The sequence below is a fragment of the Bdellovibrio sp. NC01 genome, from assembly GCF_006874625.1.
Taxonomy (GTDB): Bacteria; Bdellovibrionota; Bdellovibrionia; order Bdellovibrionales; family Bdellovibrionaceae; genus Bdellovibrio.
The window spans coordinates 3312451-3325599 of record NZ_CP030034.1 but is presented as its reverse complement, the minus strand read 5'-3'; the positions used below and the strand labels follow the sequence as shown (position 1 = coordinate 3325599).

Here is a 13149-nt window from a genome sequence, read left to right as displayed (position 1 = left end):
GTTCTAGACCTTAGTTTTTGATGTACGTCAGAAACGAAAAAGGAATAGGCGTTTGGACATCTCGACGTGCAACCTGTCTGAAAACTTTTTCGTCGATTTGCGGATAAAAGGTATCGCCTTCAAAATGACGATGCACAAGTGTTAGAAGGATTTTGTCGGTTAAACCCTTCTCTAGAGCTTGCTTGTAAATCTCTCCGCCACCGATGATGAAGACTTCGTCGCCCCATTTATCAGTGTGAAGTTTCGCGTGTTCAACCGCCTCTTCCAGACTTGCGACAAAAACCACAGGGCTTTTTTCAGTTGAGGCGAAATGCTTCTGTGATGGATCACGAGTGATGACGATGTGGTAGCGATTAGGTAAGGCTTTGCCTTTGAAAGAATCAAAAGTCTTGCGACCCATGATCATGATGTGACCCTTTGTAGTGTCTCTGAAAAACTTCATGTCTTCATCAAGATGCCACGGTGGAATATCACCAGCGGCACCGATAACACGGTTTTCAGAACATGCTACAACATGGGTCAAAATCATACTGCCACCTCAGCTTTGATAGCAGGGTGCGGATCGTAACCTACGATTTCGATATCTTCGTAAGTGAAGTCGAAAATATTTTTAATATTTGGATTCAATTTCAATTGTGGAAGCGGACGGAAATCACGAGTCAATTGCAACTGCGCTTGTTCCAAGTGATTTGAATACAAATGCGCATCACCCAACGTGTGAACGAAATCGCCAACACCTAAACCGCAAACTTGTGCAATCATATGAGTCAGCAAAGCGTAGCTTGCAATATTGAACGGCACGCCCAAAAAGATGTCGGCGCTACGTTGATAAAGCTGGCAAGAAAGTTTTCCGTTCGCCACGTAGAATTGGAAGAACGCATGACATGGAGGCAAAGCCATCTTATCAACGTCACCCGGATTGAACGCCACAACCAAAAGGCGGCGTGAATCTGGATTCTTTTTGATTTGTTCAATCACGTTTGTGATTTGGTCAATCGTTCTGCCATCAGCAGTTTCCCACGAACGCCATTGTTTACCATACACCGGGCCCAAGTTGCCGTTTTCATCAGCCCATTCGTCCCAGATAGAAACTTTGTTTTCTTTTAGATAGCTGATGTTTGTGTCGCCCTTTAAGAACCACAAAAGTTCGTGAAAGATCGAGCGCGTGTGAAGCTTCTTCGTTGTTACTAGCGGAAAACCTTCTTCAAGGTTGTAGCGCATTTGATAACCGAAAACAGAAACGGTGCCAGTACCTGTACGGTCTGATTTTTTGTTGCCGTTTTCTAGAACGAATTTAATGAGATCATGATATTGCTTCATCGAGGAACCTCCGGGAGTAGTCGCCTGGATTCACTCGACAGAGTGAAGGACCTTGGCGCTCATAGATTCAGTTTATTTCGTCGCTTTTTTTTGTCTATTCGAAAAGTAGTTCCATACGAATTTGCCGCAGGGGCCTAACTCTTTCGCAGAGTGACGAACGAGTGATAATTGGGCAACCGCCGGTTTTGCGACGAGTTGGACTAAGCTTTTCTTCTTGATTTCTTCCTTAACCAAATGATCTGGCATAAGACCCCAACCTAAACCGGCCTCAAGAAAGCTTTTTTTAGTTAGGAAATCCTGAACAGCGATCACTTTGTGAGGGTTCACGATGCCCCCAGAACGATCGGACCCTTTCAATGTACTTGAAAGAATCACCTGTGGATATTGACCGAATTGTTCATCCTTAGGCTTTTTCAATTTCGCCAAGGGATGAGAGGCAGAGCACACTGGCACCATGTTCACGGTGAACAGCGGTTCGGATTGCAAAAGTCCTTTGTCGTTGAAGACATCGCCAAGCGCGATATCCGCATGATCGTCAGTCAATTGTTCATCAAGACTTAAAACGTCGTTGATGATTTTGATTTCCGTTTGCGGAAACTTAAGCGTGAACTCTTTCAGCATGGCTATGAGTTTCGGGAGGGGCCATAGCACACTGACAGCAATTCGGATTTGTGGTTCGTATCCACGTTTTAAAAATTCAGCGGTTTCTTTGACTTGATCGAATTGGACGATCAAGTCGTCAGACTTCTTCAAGAACGCGCGGCCTTGCAAAGTCAGTTCGGGGCGATAGTTATCGCGATTAAAAATTGGAAAACCCAACTCGTCTTCAAGAGTGCGAACCGCATAGCTGACGGCACTTTGTGCGCGATGCAGTTCCTGTGAAGCTGCGCGAAAGCTTCCAGTGCGAACGATTGTTTGAAGAACTTGCAGTTGATCCAATGTCATCGAAAATCATTATATCTAAAAATTAGATCATGTTAATCAAAAAATTATAATTTTTTTAGATCATTTCCTGGACCATAATAGATCTGTCGTTTTTAACGAAAAAGGAGAACGTCTCTATGAAAAAAGCAGCTCTTGCAGCGCGAATTATTTTTGGTTTATTGTGGGTCATCTTTGGATTGAATTTCTTTTTCCACTTTTTGCCACAACCACCGCCACCAGAAGCAGGTTTGAAATTCTTAAGCGGCCTTATGGCAGCCCCTTACTTCTTCCCACTTTTGAAAGTAACGGAAATTGTTGTGGGTTTGATGTTGCTAGCTAACATCGCTGTCCCATTGGCTTTGGTAGTGATTTCACCAGTTGTGATCCAGATTCTTTTGTATCACACGATTTTGGATCCGTCGGGTGCGGCACTTGCCATTGTTATGACGGCTTTGAATCTGTTCCTCGGCATCGCTTATCTGAACAGCTTTAAGCCTTTGTTCAAAAAGGTGTAGTCTTAAATCATAACAAGGAGATTGGTATGATGCTCAAACGTCCTTCCGATGATCGCGGTTTTGCTGAATTCGGTGGTTGGCTGAAGTCGTATCATACCTTCTCTTTTAGTGATTATTACGATCCGCGCTTCATGGGCTTCCGTGATTTGCGCGTGATCAATCAAGATTGGATCGGTAAGGACTCGGGCTTTCCCGCTCATCCCCATAAAGACATGGAAATCATCACTTACGTTTTAAAAGGCAGCGTTGAACATCGCGACAGCCTTGGTAACGTCGGCACAATTCACGCCGGTGAAATCCAAACCATGCACGCGGGCACAGGCGTTCGCCATGCCGAATACAATCCTTCAAAAACTGATGACCTGCAGCTGTTCCAAATTTGGATCATGCCCGATACTAATGGGGTGGCACCAGGATATACGCAGCAATCTTTTCGTCGTGAAGAAAAATTAAATACGATGCGTTTGATGGTTTCTAAAAATGGTCGTGAAGACAGTCAGAAGATTCATCAAGACGTCGACCTTTATGCTTCGATTTTAGAGCCGGGTAAAACTTTGGAATTCAAATTGCGACCTGAACGAGCCGTATGGGTGCAATTGGCCGAAGGGGAGCTTGAAATCAACGGCGAGATTTTGAAGTCGGGCGACGGCATGGCCATTCAAGATGAAAGCCTTCTGAAAATGAAAGCCAATAAAGAGACCGAGTTCCTGTTCTTCGATCTTCACTAGCTGGTCTGTCTACACTCCGGCTTCGCCGGAGCCTGGACGAATTTCCTAATTTGCTGCGCCATTGGGCTTTATAATCTAGCTCAGCTGCAAGCAATGCTACCATAAACAGATAAACCTAAATCAAAGGGTCCTATGAAAACTCTGTTTATTCTAGCGTTGTTATTTAGTTTCAAAGTTCATGCAGACGCATTGGGATATGGTGATAAGAACTGTAAAACCGATAAAGAGATTCGTGGGGTCTTGTTCGGTAAAGAGATCTGCGTGCTGAACGTAACGTGTGATCATTATCCTTTGAATAATCCAGATGAAACAACGAAGAATCAGCAAACAGTGTATTGCATGCTAGATAAATCAAACGCATGCCCTGCGGCTGATGCTTGTTATTCTGAAAAGAAAATCGATCCATCGCAGGCACCGATGATTTTGCCTAAATATACAGGCGATAGTGTTGGTCCGATTAAAAGCACGGGTTCAACAGACGGTGACGATTCTAAGACTTGCGATTGCAGCGCCGGTAAAACGGAAGGCCAATTAAAAATCGACAGACAGCAGGGTGGCAGTCGCGGCAAACCCGCAGCACCAGCACCAAGGACGCCAGAGCAAAAAACAGGTCGTGACGCTACGACAGGCCGAGGAGTTCAATAATGAAAGCACTATTTCTTGCGACGGCATTAGCGGTGAGTGGACAGGCGCACGCAACAGCGACGGATACGATGGCGATCACAGGCAAAGTGATTTCGTTGGAAGAGAAAACTCTGACTTTGAAAACGGAAGAAGGCAAAGTGCAGATTCCGAAAAAGTTCGCGGGTGCTAAATATGCAGTCGGCGAAGTGGTGACAATCGCTTTCCCGAAGTCTGAATTCAAAAATCTGGTCATCGTTCGAACGAAATAGTTCAAACCAAAACCGAGACAAATAAAAAAGGGAGCTTGTAAGCTCCCTTTTTCTTTTTCAAATGTGCTTCCGGATTATTGGAAGTTTTGAACTTGTGCGATGTATGGAAGGTTGCGGTAGTAACCTTGGTAATCCAAGCCGTAACCAACTACGAAATCATTTGGAATTTTGAAACCAACGTAATCAAGGTCGCATTTCACTTTCAAAGCTTCTGGCTTTTCAAGCAACGCAACAGTCGTTAAAGATTTTGGTTTGCGTGAAAGGATCGCGTTTTTCAGGTAATTCATTGTCAAACCAGTATCAACGATGTCTTCAACCAGGATAACGTGAACACCTTCAACCGGGCTTGCAAGATCCAAAGTCACTTTCACTTCGCCAGAAGATGAAGTGCCACCGTGGTAGCTAGCAACACCGAAGAATTCGCAAGTGATGTCAGTTTCCATGTTGCGAATCAAATCAGAGTAGAACATGAACGAGCCCTTCAAAACGCAAACAGCGACAACTTTTTCGCCTTTGAATTTCTTAGTCAGAGTCGCACCCAACTCTTTTACTTTAGCTTGAAGCTTTTCTTCAGTGATATACGGTTTAAGAGTTAAGTTTGTCATTCGAAGCCTTCCCTTACACGAAAGAGTTATTCATGATCTCGCCGAAACCGCCGCCACCGGGAACGATGTATTGCTTGTCGTTCAACCCGCGTTCTTGATCCCAATATTGGCCTGGAGTTGCCTCTAAAACTGCCTTAGGGGAAAGCCCGCGGTCAAGTCTTAAGGCATAGATTACGACCTCTGGATGCGCCCCGAGAACATTCTTCAAATACTCTGGTGTTACAATAAGATTTAAACAGATGAATTTCTTAGCGGGACCTTCAATATGCTGCTTATAGTGATTAATGGCGGTCACCATTGTGTTCCCAGTGGCCCCCATTGGATCTGGGAAGATCACATGCGCATTCTTGACGTCGCCACCGATTTTCATCCCACCTAGGTTGGCGCCTGTCACATGATCCTTGTTGTCTGTCATACGGGCCGCAAAGATGTGGTCCTGGCGAACATTTTGTGCCGCCAAAGAGTAATGCAAGAAGTTGTAACAGATGTGACTTGGATAAGTTCCGGCGCGAGCCAAATTCACGCTCACGGCTTTTTGATTTTGTGACAGGCGATGGCCATGGAGTTTTTGCTCGGGATGCATCGCAGTCATGCGCGTTTCCTGCGTGAACTGCTCACGATCGAATTCATTATTCATCGTTAAAGAAATGAGGTGAGTATAAAGCACTTCAACGATGCGATTGATTTCAGGTTGAAAGCAATCAGGGTGGCAAACTTTTGCTAATAAACCATTCAAGAAGGGGCTATCGATAATATGAACTTGGGGGCCATAATGATGGCTAAGTTCTTGTTGAAATTGTGCCATATGATTTCCTTGCGTTGGAGCCATCTTAGTTAGCCCAGGACGGTCAGGCAAGCAAGGAAGTTTGAAAGGTCTTAGTTGCCTTTTACAAATTCGATAAAGATCACGAATTCGCTGTCGCCCGCTCTGAAACGCGGTGAGTGCAAGATCTTATAGACGTCAATAGAAGTCAGTTCGTCTTCATTCTCTAGATTTGATTGAGTTGGCATAACGCCTGACATGAAAAAGCCCGTGCCCGAACCGATTTCAAAAATAGCAGGGAAGGATTTGCGTTGCACGTCAGAAGAGCCCGGAGGACCTTCGCGCCATGTTCTTTGGATTTCCAAATTACCGCGAAGATTGCCGTTTTCATCAACATCGTTCAATTCAAAAAACGTTGTGAAGCCGATTTCAACGGATGGATTTCTGCGATCTTTTAAACCGTAAAACCATTGTAAAGTTTTAGATGAATCAATCGGGCGATCTTCTTTATGAAGAAGTAAAACACCAGCACCTTTGATGCGTTTATCAACGCCTGGAAGAATGCCGGCCGTATAGTCTTTGAAAGACATAAACTGACCCGTTCCCTGGCTGGCTTCGAAAACACTATTCAAAGTTCCGCGACTGACTTCCGCATAATAAACCACTAAGTGCGGAGCAGAAACTTTCGCCGCATCTTTGCCGTCTTTTTTATCTTTATCAGTCAAAGATTTCGCATCGTCAGTCGATGCAGGAGATTTTGTCGAAGCCGCAGCACTTGCGTTTGTAACAGCAGCGCTTTCACCACCAGCTTGTTGCGAGGCCAGATCTTGAGCGTCAGTCACGCCTTCTTGACCTTGAAATCCAGCGACTTCCGGCGGCGGTGGAGGAGGAGGATTTAATTGCGACGACGCAGAATTAATTTGCACTGTCGATTTCAAATACGTCACCCGTTGTTGCAGAGTCTCTTGGCCACGTTGATAGATGTAGTAACCAACGCCACTGGCTGTGACAACTAACACGCTTAATTGAACAAGGGGATTGCCAACGACTTTTTTAAAGAATGGCTGTGCCGGCGGGCGAAAGCTTTCCATGTCGACACCGCATTGGGCGCAGTATCTATCGATAGGTTGTTGAAAGCCACATTTGGGGCACTTAATAAGCATCGAAATTCAAATCCTTTTAAATATTCGATTAGTCGCTCATTCTAGGTTAAGGCAAAGCGACTTGACCCACAATAGAATTATTCATACCTTGGAATTCTCTAGGAAATTTTCACACTGACCACTCACAGGTAAAGACTCGCAATGAAAAAGTACAAGCCGAAATCAGGCGAACGAATTGAACATCACGAAGAGATCATCCCGCCAAAGGTCGAGCTTCCAATTCAGTTTTCTCCTGAACATTATCCGGTGATGTTGCAAGAAGTGTTGGCAGCGTTTTATCCCTACCGTGAAAAGAGTGACGTAAAATATTTCGACGGGACTTTCGGCCGGGGCGGTCACTACATGTCAGTGAAATACACGGTTCCCCAGATGAAAGCCGTGGTCATGGACCAAGATCTAGCTGCGATCGCTTACGCCAAAGAGCGCTTCAAGACGGAAGTCGAGAAAGGCGAGTTAGAGGTAATTCATGGAAATTTCTCGCAGTTTTCAGATCACAATCTGCAAAACTTTGATATGATGCTCTTAGATCTAGGTGTGAGTTCTCCGCAGTTAGACCAGGCGGAGCGAGGCTTTAGTTTTTATAACGATGGTCCACTAGATATGCGAATGAATCAGCAGCAAGGTTTGACGGCTGAGGTGCTTGTGAATACGGCAACAGAGGAAGATCTCATTCGAATCTTTAAAGAGTATGGCGAAGTTTATCGTCCTTCTCGTGTTGTACGTGCGATCGTGAACGATCGTAAAACCAAGGCATTCCAGTCGACTCATCAACTTGCAAGTTTGATTGAACGCGTGGATGGATGGCAGGTGAAAGGTCATCATCCAGCGACGAAGTATTTCATGGCTCTGCGTTTAGCAGTGAATTCAGAGCTGGAAGTCGTCGGTGAAACGCTACCAAAAATGATGAAGGCCTTAAAGCCTGGCGGTCGTTTGGCAGTGATCACGTTCCATTCGCTTGAAGATCGTATTGTGAAAAATATCTTCCGAGATGCAGAAGCGCTTGGCAGACCAGTGTACAAAAAAGTAGTCGTCCCATCTCAGGAAGAGTTGGATATAAATTCTCGCTCGCGTTCAGCGAAGTTGAGAGTTTTCGAGAGGAGTGCTCAGGATGAGCTCAGAGAACTTTAGACAACTAAAACCTTTCTTTAGCATCTTACTTATCATTTCTACTTTATTTGCCATCGTGTTCTTGCAAATGGAAGAGCGCCGCATGGGTTATTCTGTTTTGAAGCTGACACGCGAATATAAAAAAGTTCTGGAAGAAAAAAGAGTGAAAGAGATCTCTTTAGCGAAGATCACTCGTCCACAACTTTTGGATCACATGGCTCAGCAAAAGTTCACACTTAAAAAAGTGCAAGCAAACCAAATCATTCACTTAACTGGTGTTGAAGCGCCTGTGAAAGTCGATGAAAAAGCGGTTGTGAATCCTGTGAATAAAGTGGCTAAAAAGGATTTGTAATTTGAAATCACGTATTGTCTTTATCTTTGTTGGTATTCTTGCGTTGTGGTCGATGTTGGTAATGCGTGCGGCTTATCTACAGTTCTTGCCGAATGATCGTTTGAACGCTCTTCAAAACCGTCAATTCCAAACGAAAGTAACATTGCAAGCGCGCCGTGGTGCGATCGTAGATCGTAATGGTCGTGATCTTGCGATGTCGGCGACTGCATATTCTTTGTATGCCGATCCCAAACTTTTGGAAAATCGCAAAGCTGTTGCAAAGAAGCTTGGTAAAATCTTAGGACAAAACCCCGATGCCGTTTACGCAAAAATTAAAGACGGTTCGAAACGCTTCGTATGGATTCAACGTATGCTTGAACAAGACAAAGCAGACGAAATCAAAGCTATGGATCTGCGTGGTTTATCGTTCGTAGAAGAATGGCGTCGTGTTTATCCAAATGAAACGTTACTGGCGCAAACTTTGGGTTTCATGGGTAGCGAAGGACAAGGCCTTGAAGGACTTGAACTTGGTTACAACCAAGCACTTTTGGGAAATCAAAAGAAGGTTATGGTGAAACGTGATGCGCGCGGCAGACCGTTGATCAATGATGGTTTGATGTTCACGGAAAATCCAGATGGTAACGAACTTCGTTTGACTGTCGATGCGGATCTTCAGTACTCGCTTGAAAGTGAACTGCAAAGTGTCGTTTCAACTTTTGAAGCGGATCACGCTGTCGCTGTTGTTCTTGATGCAAAAACTTCTGCGATCTTAGCGATGTCGTCTGCTCCGTCATATGATGTGAACAAAGCGATGTCGACGGCAGCAAATTATCGCCGTAACAAAGTGATCACAGATAGTTTTGAACCTGGTTCAACAATGAAGACGATCCTTATCGCCTCAGCGTTGCGTGATGGTGTGGTTCAGCCGAATACAAAGTTCTTCTGTGAAAACGGCAGCTTTAGAGTTGGCGATAAAATCATTAAAGAAGCTGAAGCAAAAGAAAAGTTCGGCGACATGACGGTGGGTGAAATCCTTGCGGTGTCTTCGAATATCGGTTCAACAAAGATTGCCTTCAAAATGGGTCAAGAACGTCTGCGCCAAGGTCTTTTGGATTTTGGTTTCGGACAAAAAATTGGTGTCGATTTCCCAGGTGAAGCGCGCGGTATGGTGCAAGCATTGCCATGGCGTCCACACTTATTAAGTAATATTTCTTTCGGTCACGGTGTTTCAGCGACTCCGCTTCAGATGGCGAATGCTTACGCAGCGATTGCGAATGGCGGTGTATTGAATACGCCGTTCATCGTGCAATCGGTTCGCGACGGTGACACAGGTGAAGTTACTGAAACAAAAGTAAAACCAATTCGCCGAGTTCTGACAACTGAGCAAGCCGCACAAATGCGCGCGATGCTTTTGGGTGTGACGACATTGCCGATCGGTTCAGGTAAGAATGCACGCGTTGATGGTTTCATGGTTGCTGGCAAAACGGGAACAGCGCAAAAAGTAAATCCAAACGGGCGCGGTTATATTCGTGGTGCTTACGTTTCATCATTCGCGGGATTTATTCCAGCGAACGATCCAAAATTTGTGATTTACGTTGCAGTGGATTCTCCGCGTAAAGCTTATTACGGTGCGACGGTGGCGGCGCCATTGTTCGCAAGAATTGCATCGTATGCGGTTCGTAAAGAAGGTATCGCGCCATTGATGTTGGGTGATGCTCGCACGGTGAATCCAAATACAAAACGTGCGATTGCAGCGGCTTCAGCAGCGAAACAAATCAAAGCGGAAGCTCCGCGTGTTGCGCCGAAACCAGTCTTGACGGCGCAAGAGTTGGATCAAGCCACAGTCGTGAAGACGGGTGAAACGATTCCGAATTTGATGAATATGACGACTCGTGAAGTCCTTCGCCGCATTAACGGTCAGGATCTAAAAGTAAAATTTGTTGGCCAAGGTGTTGTTGGCGAAGTCATTCCAGGAGTAGGCTCTGCTGTTCCTGAAGACAAAAACATTACAGTCATTTTGAAATAAACCACAGAGGAGATTCCCAGGAATCTCCTTCCTGCAACTATTACTGTCTAAAATTCTAACAGGCTCTTTTGTGAAGGTTGCTATGCTATAGTGCTGCATCTTTTAAAGGAGCTTTCATGAAAGCCTTAGTAACCCTTGTTCTTGCAGCACTTACATTTGCTTCAGTAAACGCTCACGCACGTTATTGGTGGGAACCAGCTTCGGCACCAGAACAAACGATGATTCCTGGTGCGACAATCACAGAGTACGACGATTCGGTCATCATCATGATTGAAGGTTACGATGTGAAATCTTTAAAACAACTTCACAGTATCATTGCGCAAGGTCTGCACTTGCCAAGCACTTATGGCGCAAACTTCGATGCGTTGTATGACGTTTTAACTGATCCAAGTGTTGTGTCTAAAAGGATCGATCTGACTGTGATCAGCGGCGAATATTTGAAACAAAATATCGGCGCGAAGAACGTTCGTAAGTTGCTTGATGTGATGAACGACGCTCAAGAAGCGGACCCAATGCATATGTCCGCTATGTACTGGCAGTAAGCCGGTCTGCGCTCCGACTCCGTCGGAGTAGGCTTACCCCAGTTCGTTGATGTACTGACCGATTTTTAGAATTGTTTGTTGTGGAATCTCGTGTCCCCCACGGAAACCACTGAGGGAACCCTTCATCCCGTTTTGGGTTAGAAGGGTTTCTAATTTTTGTGCCTGTTTAAAGCCCAACACTTGATCCATTTCCCCATGACTTTGGAAAAACTTTTGACCAGCACGAGCCGGGATCAATTTCTTCCACTCTTCCTGGCTGACCAAAGTTCCTGACATAATCACTAAACCCTTTGGTGTCTCTGGCGCGCGCAGATACAACTCGGTCGCAAGCATTGCTCCCTGACTGAATCCACCCAAAATGATTTGATTCCAAGGGACTTTCAATTGACGAATTGCTTCCATTGCCATGTCGCGGGCTTTATCAAAACCTTTTGGTACATCTTGACTGAAATCACGGTGAGTTCCCGCTTCCATCGCGCGTTGAATTTCCATCATGTCGATATTCCACCAAGCGCGTCCTGTCCACGCCGGACCAATTGGCACTTCGAGCGGCCCATTCGGAAAAAGCCAGTTATAAGTTTTCTTAGTTGAAATCATGTCACCTAATGAAAACAGATCGTTGGCATCTGCTCCGTAACCGTGGAAGAAGATGACCCACGGCGCATTATCGTCTTGATTAATTTCTTGGCAATGTAGTTTTCCGAGTTGTCTCATAGTGGCTTCATACTATACTTACCTTTATGAATCTACAGCACCTTTTTTCTGCGTTAGCAGGAGTTCCAGAAAATGTTTTTTCTCACTTAGACGTTACGGGTCTTTATAACGACGCACGTAAGGTCACTCCTGGTTCTATTTTCGTTGCGATTCCTGGTGTGAAAGTGGATGGTCACAGCTTCATTCCCGATGCGATCGCTAAAGGTGCTACGGCACTTGTCGTTCAAGATAAAGCAAAAGTTCCGGCTCATTTCCAAGGAGTGGTTCTAGCTGTACCGAATACGCGCGAGGCTTTAGATATCTTAGCCGCGCGTTTTTACGCTGAACCTGCTGAAGAACTTTTTTGTATCGGTGTCACAGGTACCAACGGCAAAACTTCTGTCACCTACATGACAGAAGCGATTTTAAATTTCGGAAAAATTCCTACAGGCGTGATCGGCACTGTGAATCATCATTTAGGCGATAAAGTGTGGCCCTCAGATATGACGACTCCAGATCCTATCTTCTTGCAAAAACGTCTGCGTGAATTCCGTGATGAAGGTGCGAAAGCTGTCGCGATGGAGGTTTCGTCGCACGCCTTGGATCAACATCGTGTCGATAGTGTACAGTTCAATACGGCGATCTTCACAAATTTAACTCGTGATCATTTGGATTATCACCAAACGATGGAAAACTATTTTGAGGCGAAACAAAAGCTCTTCACGGATCTGTTGTGGAAGACAAGTAAGAATCCCTCATTTGCGATTATCAACACCGATGATAAATTAGGTCGTCGTTTGAAAGTGGCAGATCCGGCAGTGCTGTGGACTTATGGTTCTAAAGACGCTGACTTCAGATACAAAATCAGAAGAATGGATTTTGCCCTGACACACTTCCATGTGGAAACGCCGATTGGCGAAGGTGAAATTCATCTGCCGATGTCGGGCGTACATAACGTGATGAACTCTTTGGCGGCTTTGGCTGCGGGTATGTCGGCGGGCATGCCGCTGCAAATGTGTTGTGATGCTTTATCAAACTTCACAGGTGTGCCGGGGCGTCTGCAATCCGTGCCGAATTCTAAGAATGTGGCGGTCTTTGTCGATTATGCTCATACTCCTGATGCACTTGAGAATGTTTTAACAGCGTTGACTCGCGTTCGTGAAAGTCTGCAAACGAAGTCACGCATTTGGACGATCTTTGGTTGCGGTGGTGATCGCGATAAAGGCAAACGTCCTTTGATGGCTGAAATGGCGCTTAAATATTCTGATCACGTGATTATCACTTCAGACAATCCACGCACAGAAGATCCGCAAGCAATCATCAACGACATTCTTGCCGGAGTTCACGACAAGTCGAAGTCGACTGTGATCGTCGATCGTAAAGAAGCGATCTACGATACTATAGCAAAAGTTCAAGAAGGCGACGTTGTTCTGATCGCCGGTAAAGGTCATGAAGACTACCAAATCATTGGAACAGAAAAATTTCCGTTTAGCGATGTGATCATTGCCGATCAAGCGTTAAAGCAAAGGGCTTAGTAGA

At 45.2% G+C, this 13149-nt stretch carries 16 protein-coding genes; 9 read left to right on the top strand and 7 right to left on the bottom strand.

What is annotated here, in order from left to right:
- Positions 1 to 10: 10 nt before the first annotated feature.
- From DOE51_RS15865 to DOE51_RS15855, 3 genes are all read right to left on the bottom strand, one after another.
- A complete protein-coding gene (locus DOE51_RS15865; protein WP_142697511.1) occupies positions 11 to 529 on the bottom strand; it encodes a dihydrofolate reductase in 519 nt (172 codons plus the stop codon).
- Entirely contained in the window at positions 526 to 1320 is a 795-nt protein-coding gene (locus DOE51_RS15860) for a thymidylate synthase (RefSeq protein ID WP_142697510.1), read from the bottom strand. The genes DOE51_RS15865 and DOE51_RS15860 overlap by 4 nt, the downstream gene beginning before the upstream one ends.
- Positions 1321 to 1392: 72 nt before the next feature.
- Complete coding sequence (locus DOE51_RS15855) at positions 1393 to 2265, bottom strand: LysR family transcriptional regulator (protein WP_142697509.1); 873 nt, start codon at positions 2263 to 2265, stop codon at positions 1393 to 1395.
- 116 nt (positions 2266 to 2381) lie between these two features.
- Here DOE51_RS15855 and DOE51_RS15850 point away from each other — a divergent pair, with 116 nt between their 5' ends.
- From DOE51_RS15850 to DOE51_RS15835, 4 genes are all read left to right on the top strand, one after another.
- Complete coding sequence (locus DOE51_RS15850; protein ID WP_142697508.1) at positions 2382 to 2759, top strand: acyltransferase; 378 nt, start codon at positions 2382 to 2384, stop codon at positions 2757 to 2759.
- Between the two features lie 26 nt (positions 2760 to 2785).
- A complete protein-coding gene (locus DOE51_RS15845) occupies positions 2786 to 3487 on the top strand; it encodes a pirin family protein (RefSeq protein ID WP_142697507.1) in 702 nt (233 codons plus the stop codon).
- Between the two features lie 132 nt (positions 3488 to 3619).
- Positions 3620 to 4132, top strand: a complete 513-nt coding sequence (locus DOE51_RS15840; protein WP_142697506.1) for a hypothetical protein — start codon at positions 3620 to 3622, stop codon at positions 4130 to 4132.
- Complete coding sequence (locus tag DOE51_RS15835) at positions 4132 to 4380, top strand: hypothetical protein (protein ID WP_142697505.1); 249 nt, start codon at positions 4132 to 4134, stop codon at positions 4378 to 4380. The genes DOE51_RS15840 and DOE51_RS15835 overlap by 1 nt, the downstream gene beginning before the upstream one ends.
- A 74-nt stretch (positions 4381 to 4454) precedes the next feature.
- On the opposite strand, the gene hpt is transcribed toward DOE51_RS15835, so the two are convergent.
- The 3 genes from hpt to DOE51_RS15820 all read right to left on the bottom strand — a co-directional run bounded on the left by hpt (position 4455) and on the right by DOE51_RS15820 (position 6839).
- On the bottom strand, positions 4455 to 4985 hold the full coding sequence (hpt, locus tag DOE51_RS15830) for a hypoxanthine phosphoribosyltransferase (protein WP_142697504.1): 531 nt from the start codon (positions 4983 to 4985) through the stop codon (positions 4455 to 4457).
- 13 nt (positions 4986 to 4998) lie between these two features.
- A complete protein-coding gene (locus DOE51_RS15825) occupies positions 4999 to 5790 on the bottom strand; it encodes a uracil phosphoribosyltransferase (protein WP_142697503.1) in 792 nt (263 codons plus the stop codon).
- Positions 5791 to 5861: 71 nt separating this feature from the next.
- A complete protein-coding gene (locus tag DOE51_RS15820; protein ID WP_246845129.1) occupies positions 5862 to 6839 on the bottom strand; it encodes a hypothetical protein in 978 nt (325 codons plus the stop codon).
- A 213-nt stretch (positions 6840 to 7052) separates the two neighbouring features.
- On the opposite strand from DOE51_RS15820, the gene rsmH reads away from it, so the two are divergent.
- The 4 genes from rsmH to DOE51_RS15800 all read left to right on the top strand — a co-directional run bounded on the left by rsmH (position 7053) and on the right by DOE51_RS15800 (position 10917).
- The gene (gene rsmH / locus DOE51_RS15815) at positions 7053 to 8039 is read left to right on the top strand and encodes a 16S rRNA (cytosine(1402)-N(4))-methyltransferase RsmH (RefSeq protein ID WP_142697501.1); all 987 of its coding nucleotides are present in this window, start codon (positions 7053 to 7055) and stop codon (positions 8037 to 8039) included.
- Complete coding sequence (locus DOE51_RS15810; RefSeq protein WP_246845128.1) at positions 8020 to 8370, top strand: histidine kinase; 351 nt, start codon at positions 8020 to 8022, stop codon at positions 8368 to 8370. The genes rsmH and DOE51_RS15810 overlap by 20 nt, the downstream gene beginning before the upstream one ends.
- Before the next feature lies 1 nt (position 8371).
- Complete coding sequence (locus DOE51_RS15805; protein ID WP_142697500.1) at positions 8372 to 10375, top strand: penicillin-binding transpeptidase domain-containing protein; 2004 nt, start codon at positions 8372 to 8374, stop codon at positions 10373 to 10375.
- Positions 10376 to 10491: 116 nt separating this feature from the next.
- Complete coding sequence (locus DOE51_RS15800) at positions 10492 to 10917, top strand: barstar family protein (protein ID WP_142697499.1); 426 nt, start codon at positions 10492 to 10494, stop codon at positions 10915 to 10917.
- A gap of 33 nt (positions 10918 to 10950) precedes the next feature.
- Here DOE51_RS15800 and DOE51_RS15795 read toward each other — a convergent pair whose 3' ends face one another.
- Positions 10951 to 11631, bottom strand: a complete 681-nt coding sequence (locus DOE51_RS15795) for an alpha/beta hydrolase (protein ID WP_142697498.1) — start codon at positions 11629 to 11631, stop codon at positions 10951 to 10953.
- A gap of 26 nt (positions 11632 to 11657) precedes the next feature.
- Between DOE51_RS15795 and DOE51_RS15790 the strand changes: the two genes are divergently transcribed.
- The gene (locus tag DOE51_RS15790) at positions 11658 to 13145 is read left to right on the top strand and encodes a UDP-N-acetylmuramoyl-L-alanyl-D-glutamate--2,6-diaminopimelate ligase (RefSeq protein ID WP_142697497.1); all 1488 of its coding nucleotides are present in this window, start codon (positions 11658 to 11660) and stop codon (positions 13143 to 13145) included.
- Positions 13146 to 13149 lie beyond the last annotated feature (4 nt).

What these genes read in the sequence shown, in the direction of transcription:
- DOE51_RS15865 (WP_142697511.1), bottom strand. Translation starts at nt 529, where the DNA reads ATGATTTTGACCCATGTTGTAGCATGTTCTGAAAACCGTGTTATCGGT.
- DOE51_RS15860 (WP_142697510.1), bottom strand. Translation starts at nt 1,320, where the DNA reads ATGAAGCAATATCATGATCTCATTAAATTCGTTCTAGAAAACGGCAAC.
- DOE51_RS15855 (WP_142697509.1), bottom strand. Translation starts at nt 2,265, where the DNA reads ATGACATTGGATCAACTGCAAGTTCTTCAAACAATCGTTCGCACTGGA.
- DOE51_RS15850 (WP_142697508.1), top strand. Translation starts at nt 2,382, where the DNA reads ATGAAAAAAGCAGCTCTTGCAGCGCGAATTATTTTTGGTTTATTGTGG.
- DOE51_RS15845 (WP_142697507.1), top strand. Translation starts at nt 2,786, where the DNA reads ATGATGCTCAAACGTCCTTCCGATGATCGCGGTTTTGCTGAATTCGGT.
- DOE51_RS15840 (WP_142697506.1), top strand. Translation starts at nt 3,620, where the DNA reads ATGAAAACTCTGTTTATTCTAGCGTTGTTATTTAGTTTCAAAGTTCAT.
- DOE51_RS15835 (WP_142697505.1), top strand. Translation starts at nt 4,132, where the DNA reads ATGAAAGCACTATTTCTTGCGACGGCATTAGCGGTGAGTGGACAGGCG.
- hpt (WP_142697504.1), bottom strand. Translation starts at nt 4,985, where the DNA reads ATGACAAACTTAACTCTTAAACCGTATATCACTGAAGAAAAGCTTCAA.
- DOE51_RS15825 (WP_142697503.1), bottom strand. Translation starts at nt 5,790, where the DNA reads ATGGCACAATTTCAACAAGAACTTAGCCATCATTATGGCCCCCAAGTT.
- DOE51_RS15820 (WP_246845129.1), bottom strand. Translation starts at nt 6,839, where the DNA reads ATGGAAAGCTTTCGCCCGCCGGCACAGCCATTCTTTAAAAAAGTCGTT.
- rsmH (WP_142697501.1), top strand. Translation starts at nt 7,053, where the DNA reads ATGAAAAAGTACAAGCCGAAATCAGGCGAACGAATTGAACATCACGAA.
- DOE51_RS15810 (WP_246845128.1), top strand. Translation starts at nt 8,020, where the DNA reads ATGAGCTCAGAGAACTTTAGACAACTAAAACCTTTCTTTAGCATCTTA.
- DOE51_RS15800 (WP_142697499.1), top strand. Translation starts at nt 10,492, where the DNA reads ATGAAAGCCTTAGTAACCCTTGTTCTTGCAGCACTTACATTTGCTTCA.
- DOE51_RS15795 (WP_142697498.1), bottom strand. Translation starts at nt 11,631, where the DNA reads ATGAGACAACTCGGAAAACTACATTGCCAAGAAATTAATCAAGACGAT.
- DOE51_RS15790 (WP_142697497.1), top strand. Translation starts at nt 11,658, where the DNA reads ATGAATCTACAGCACCTTTTTTCTGCGTTAGCAGGAGTTCCAGAAAAT.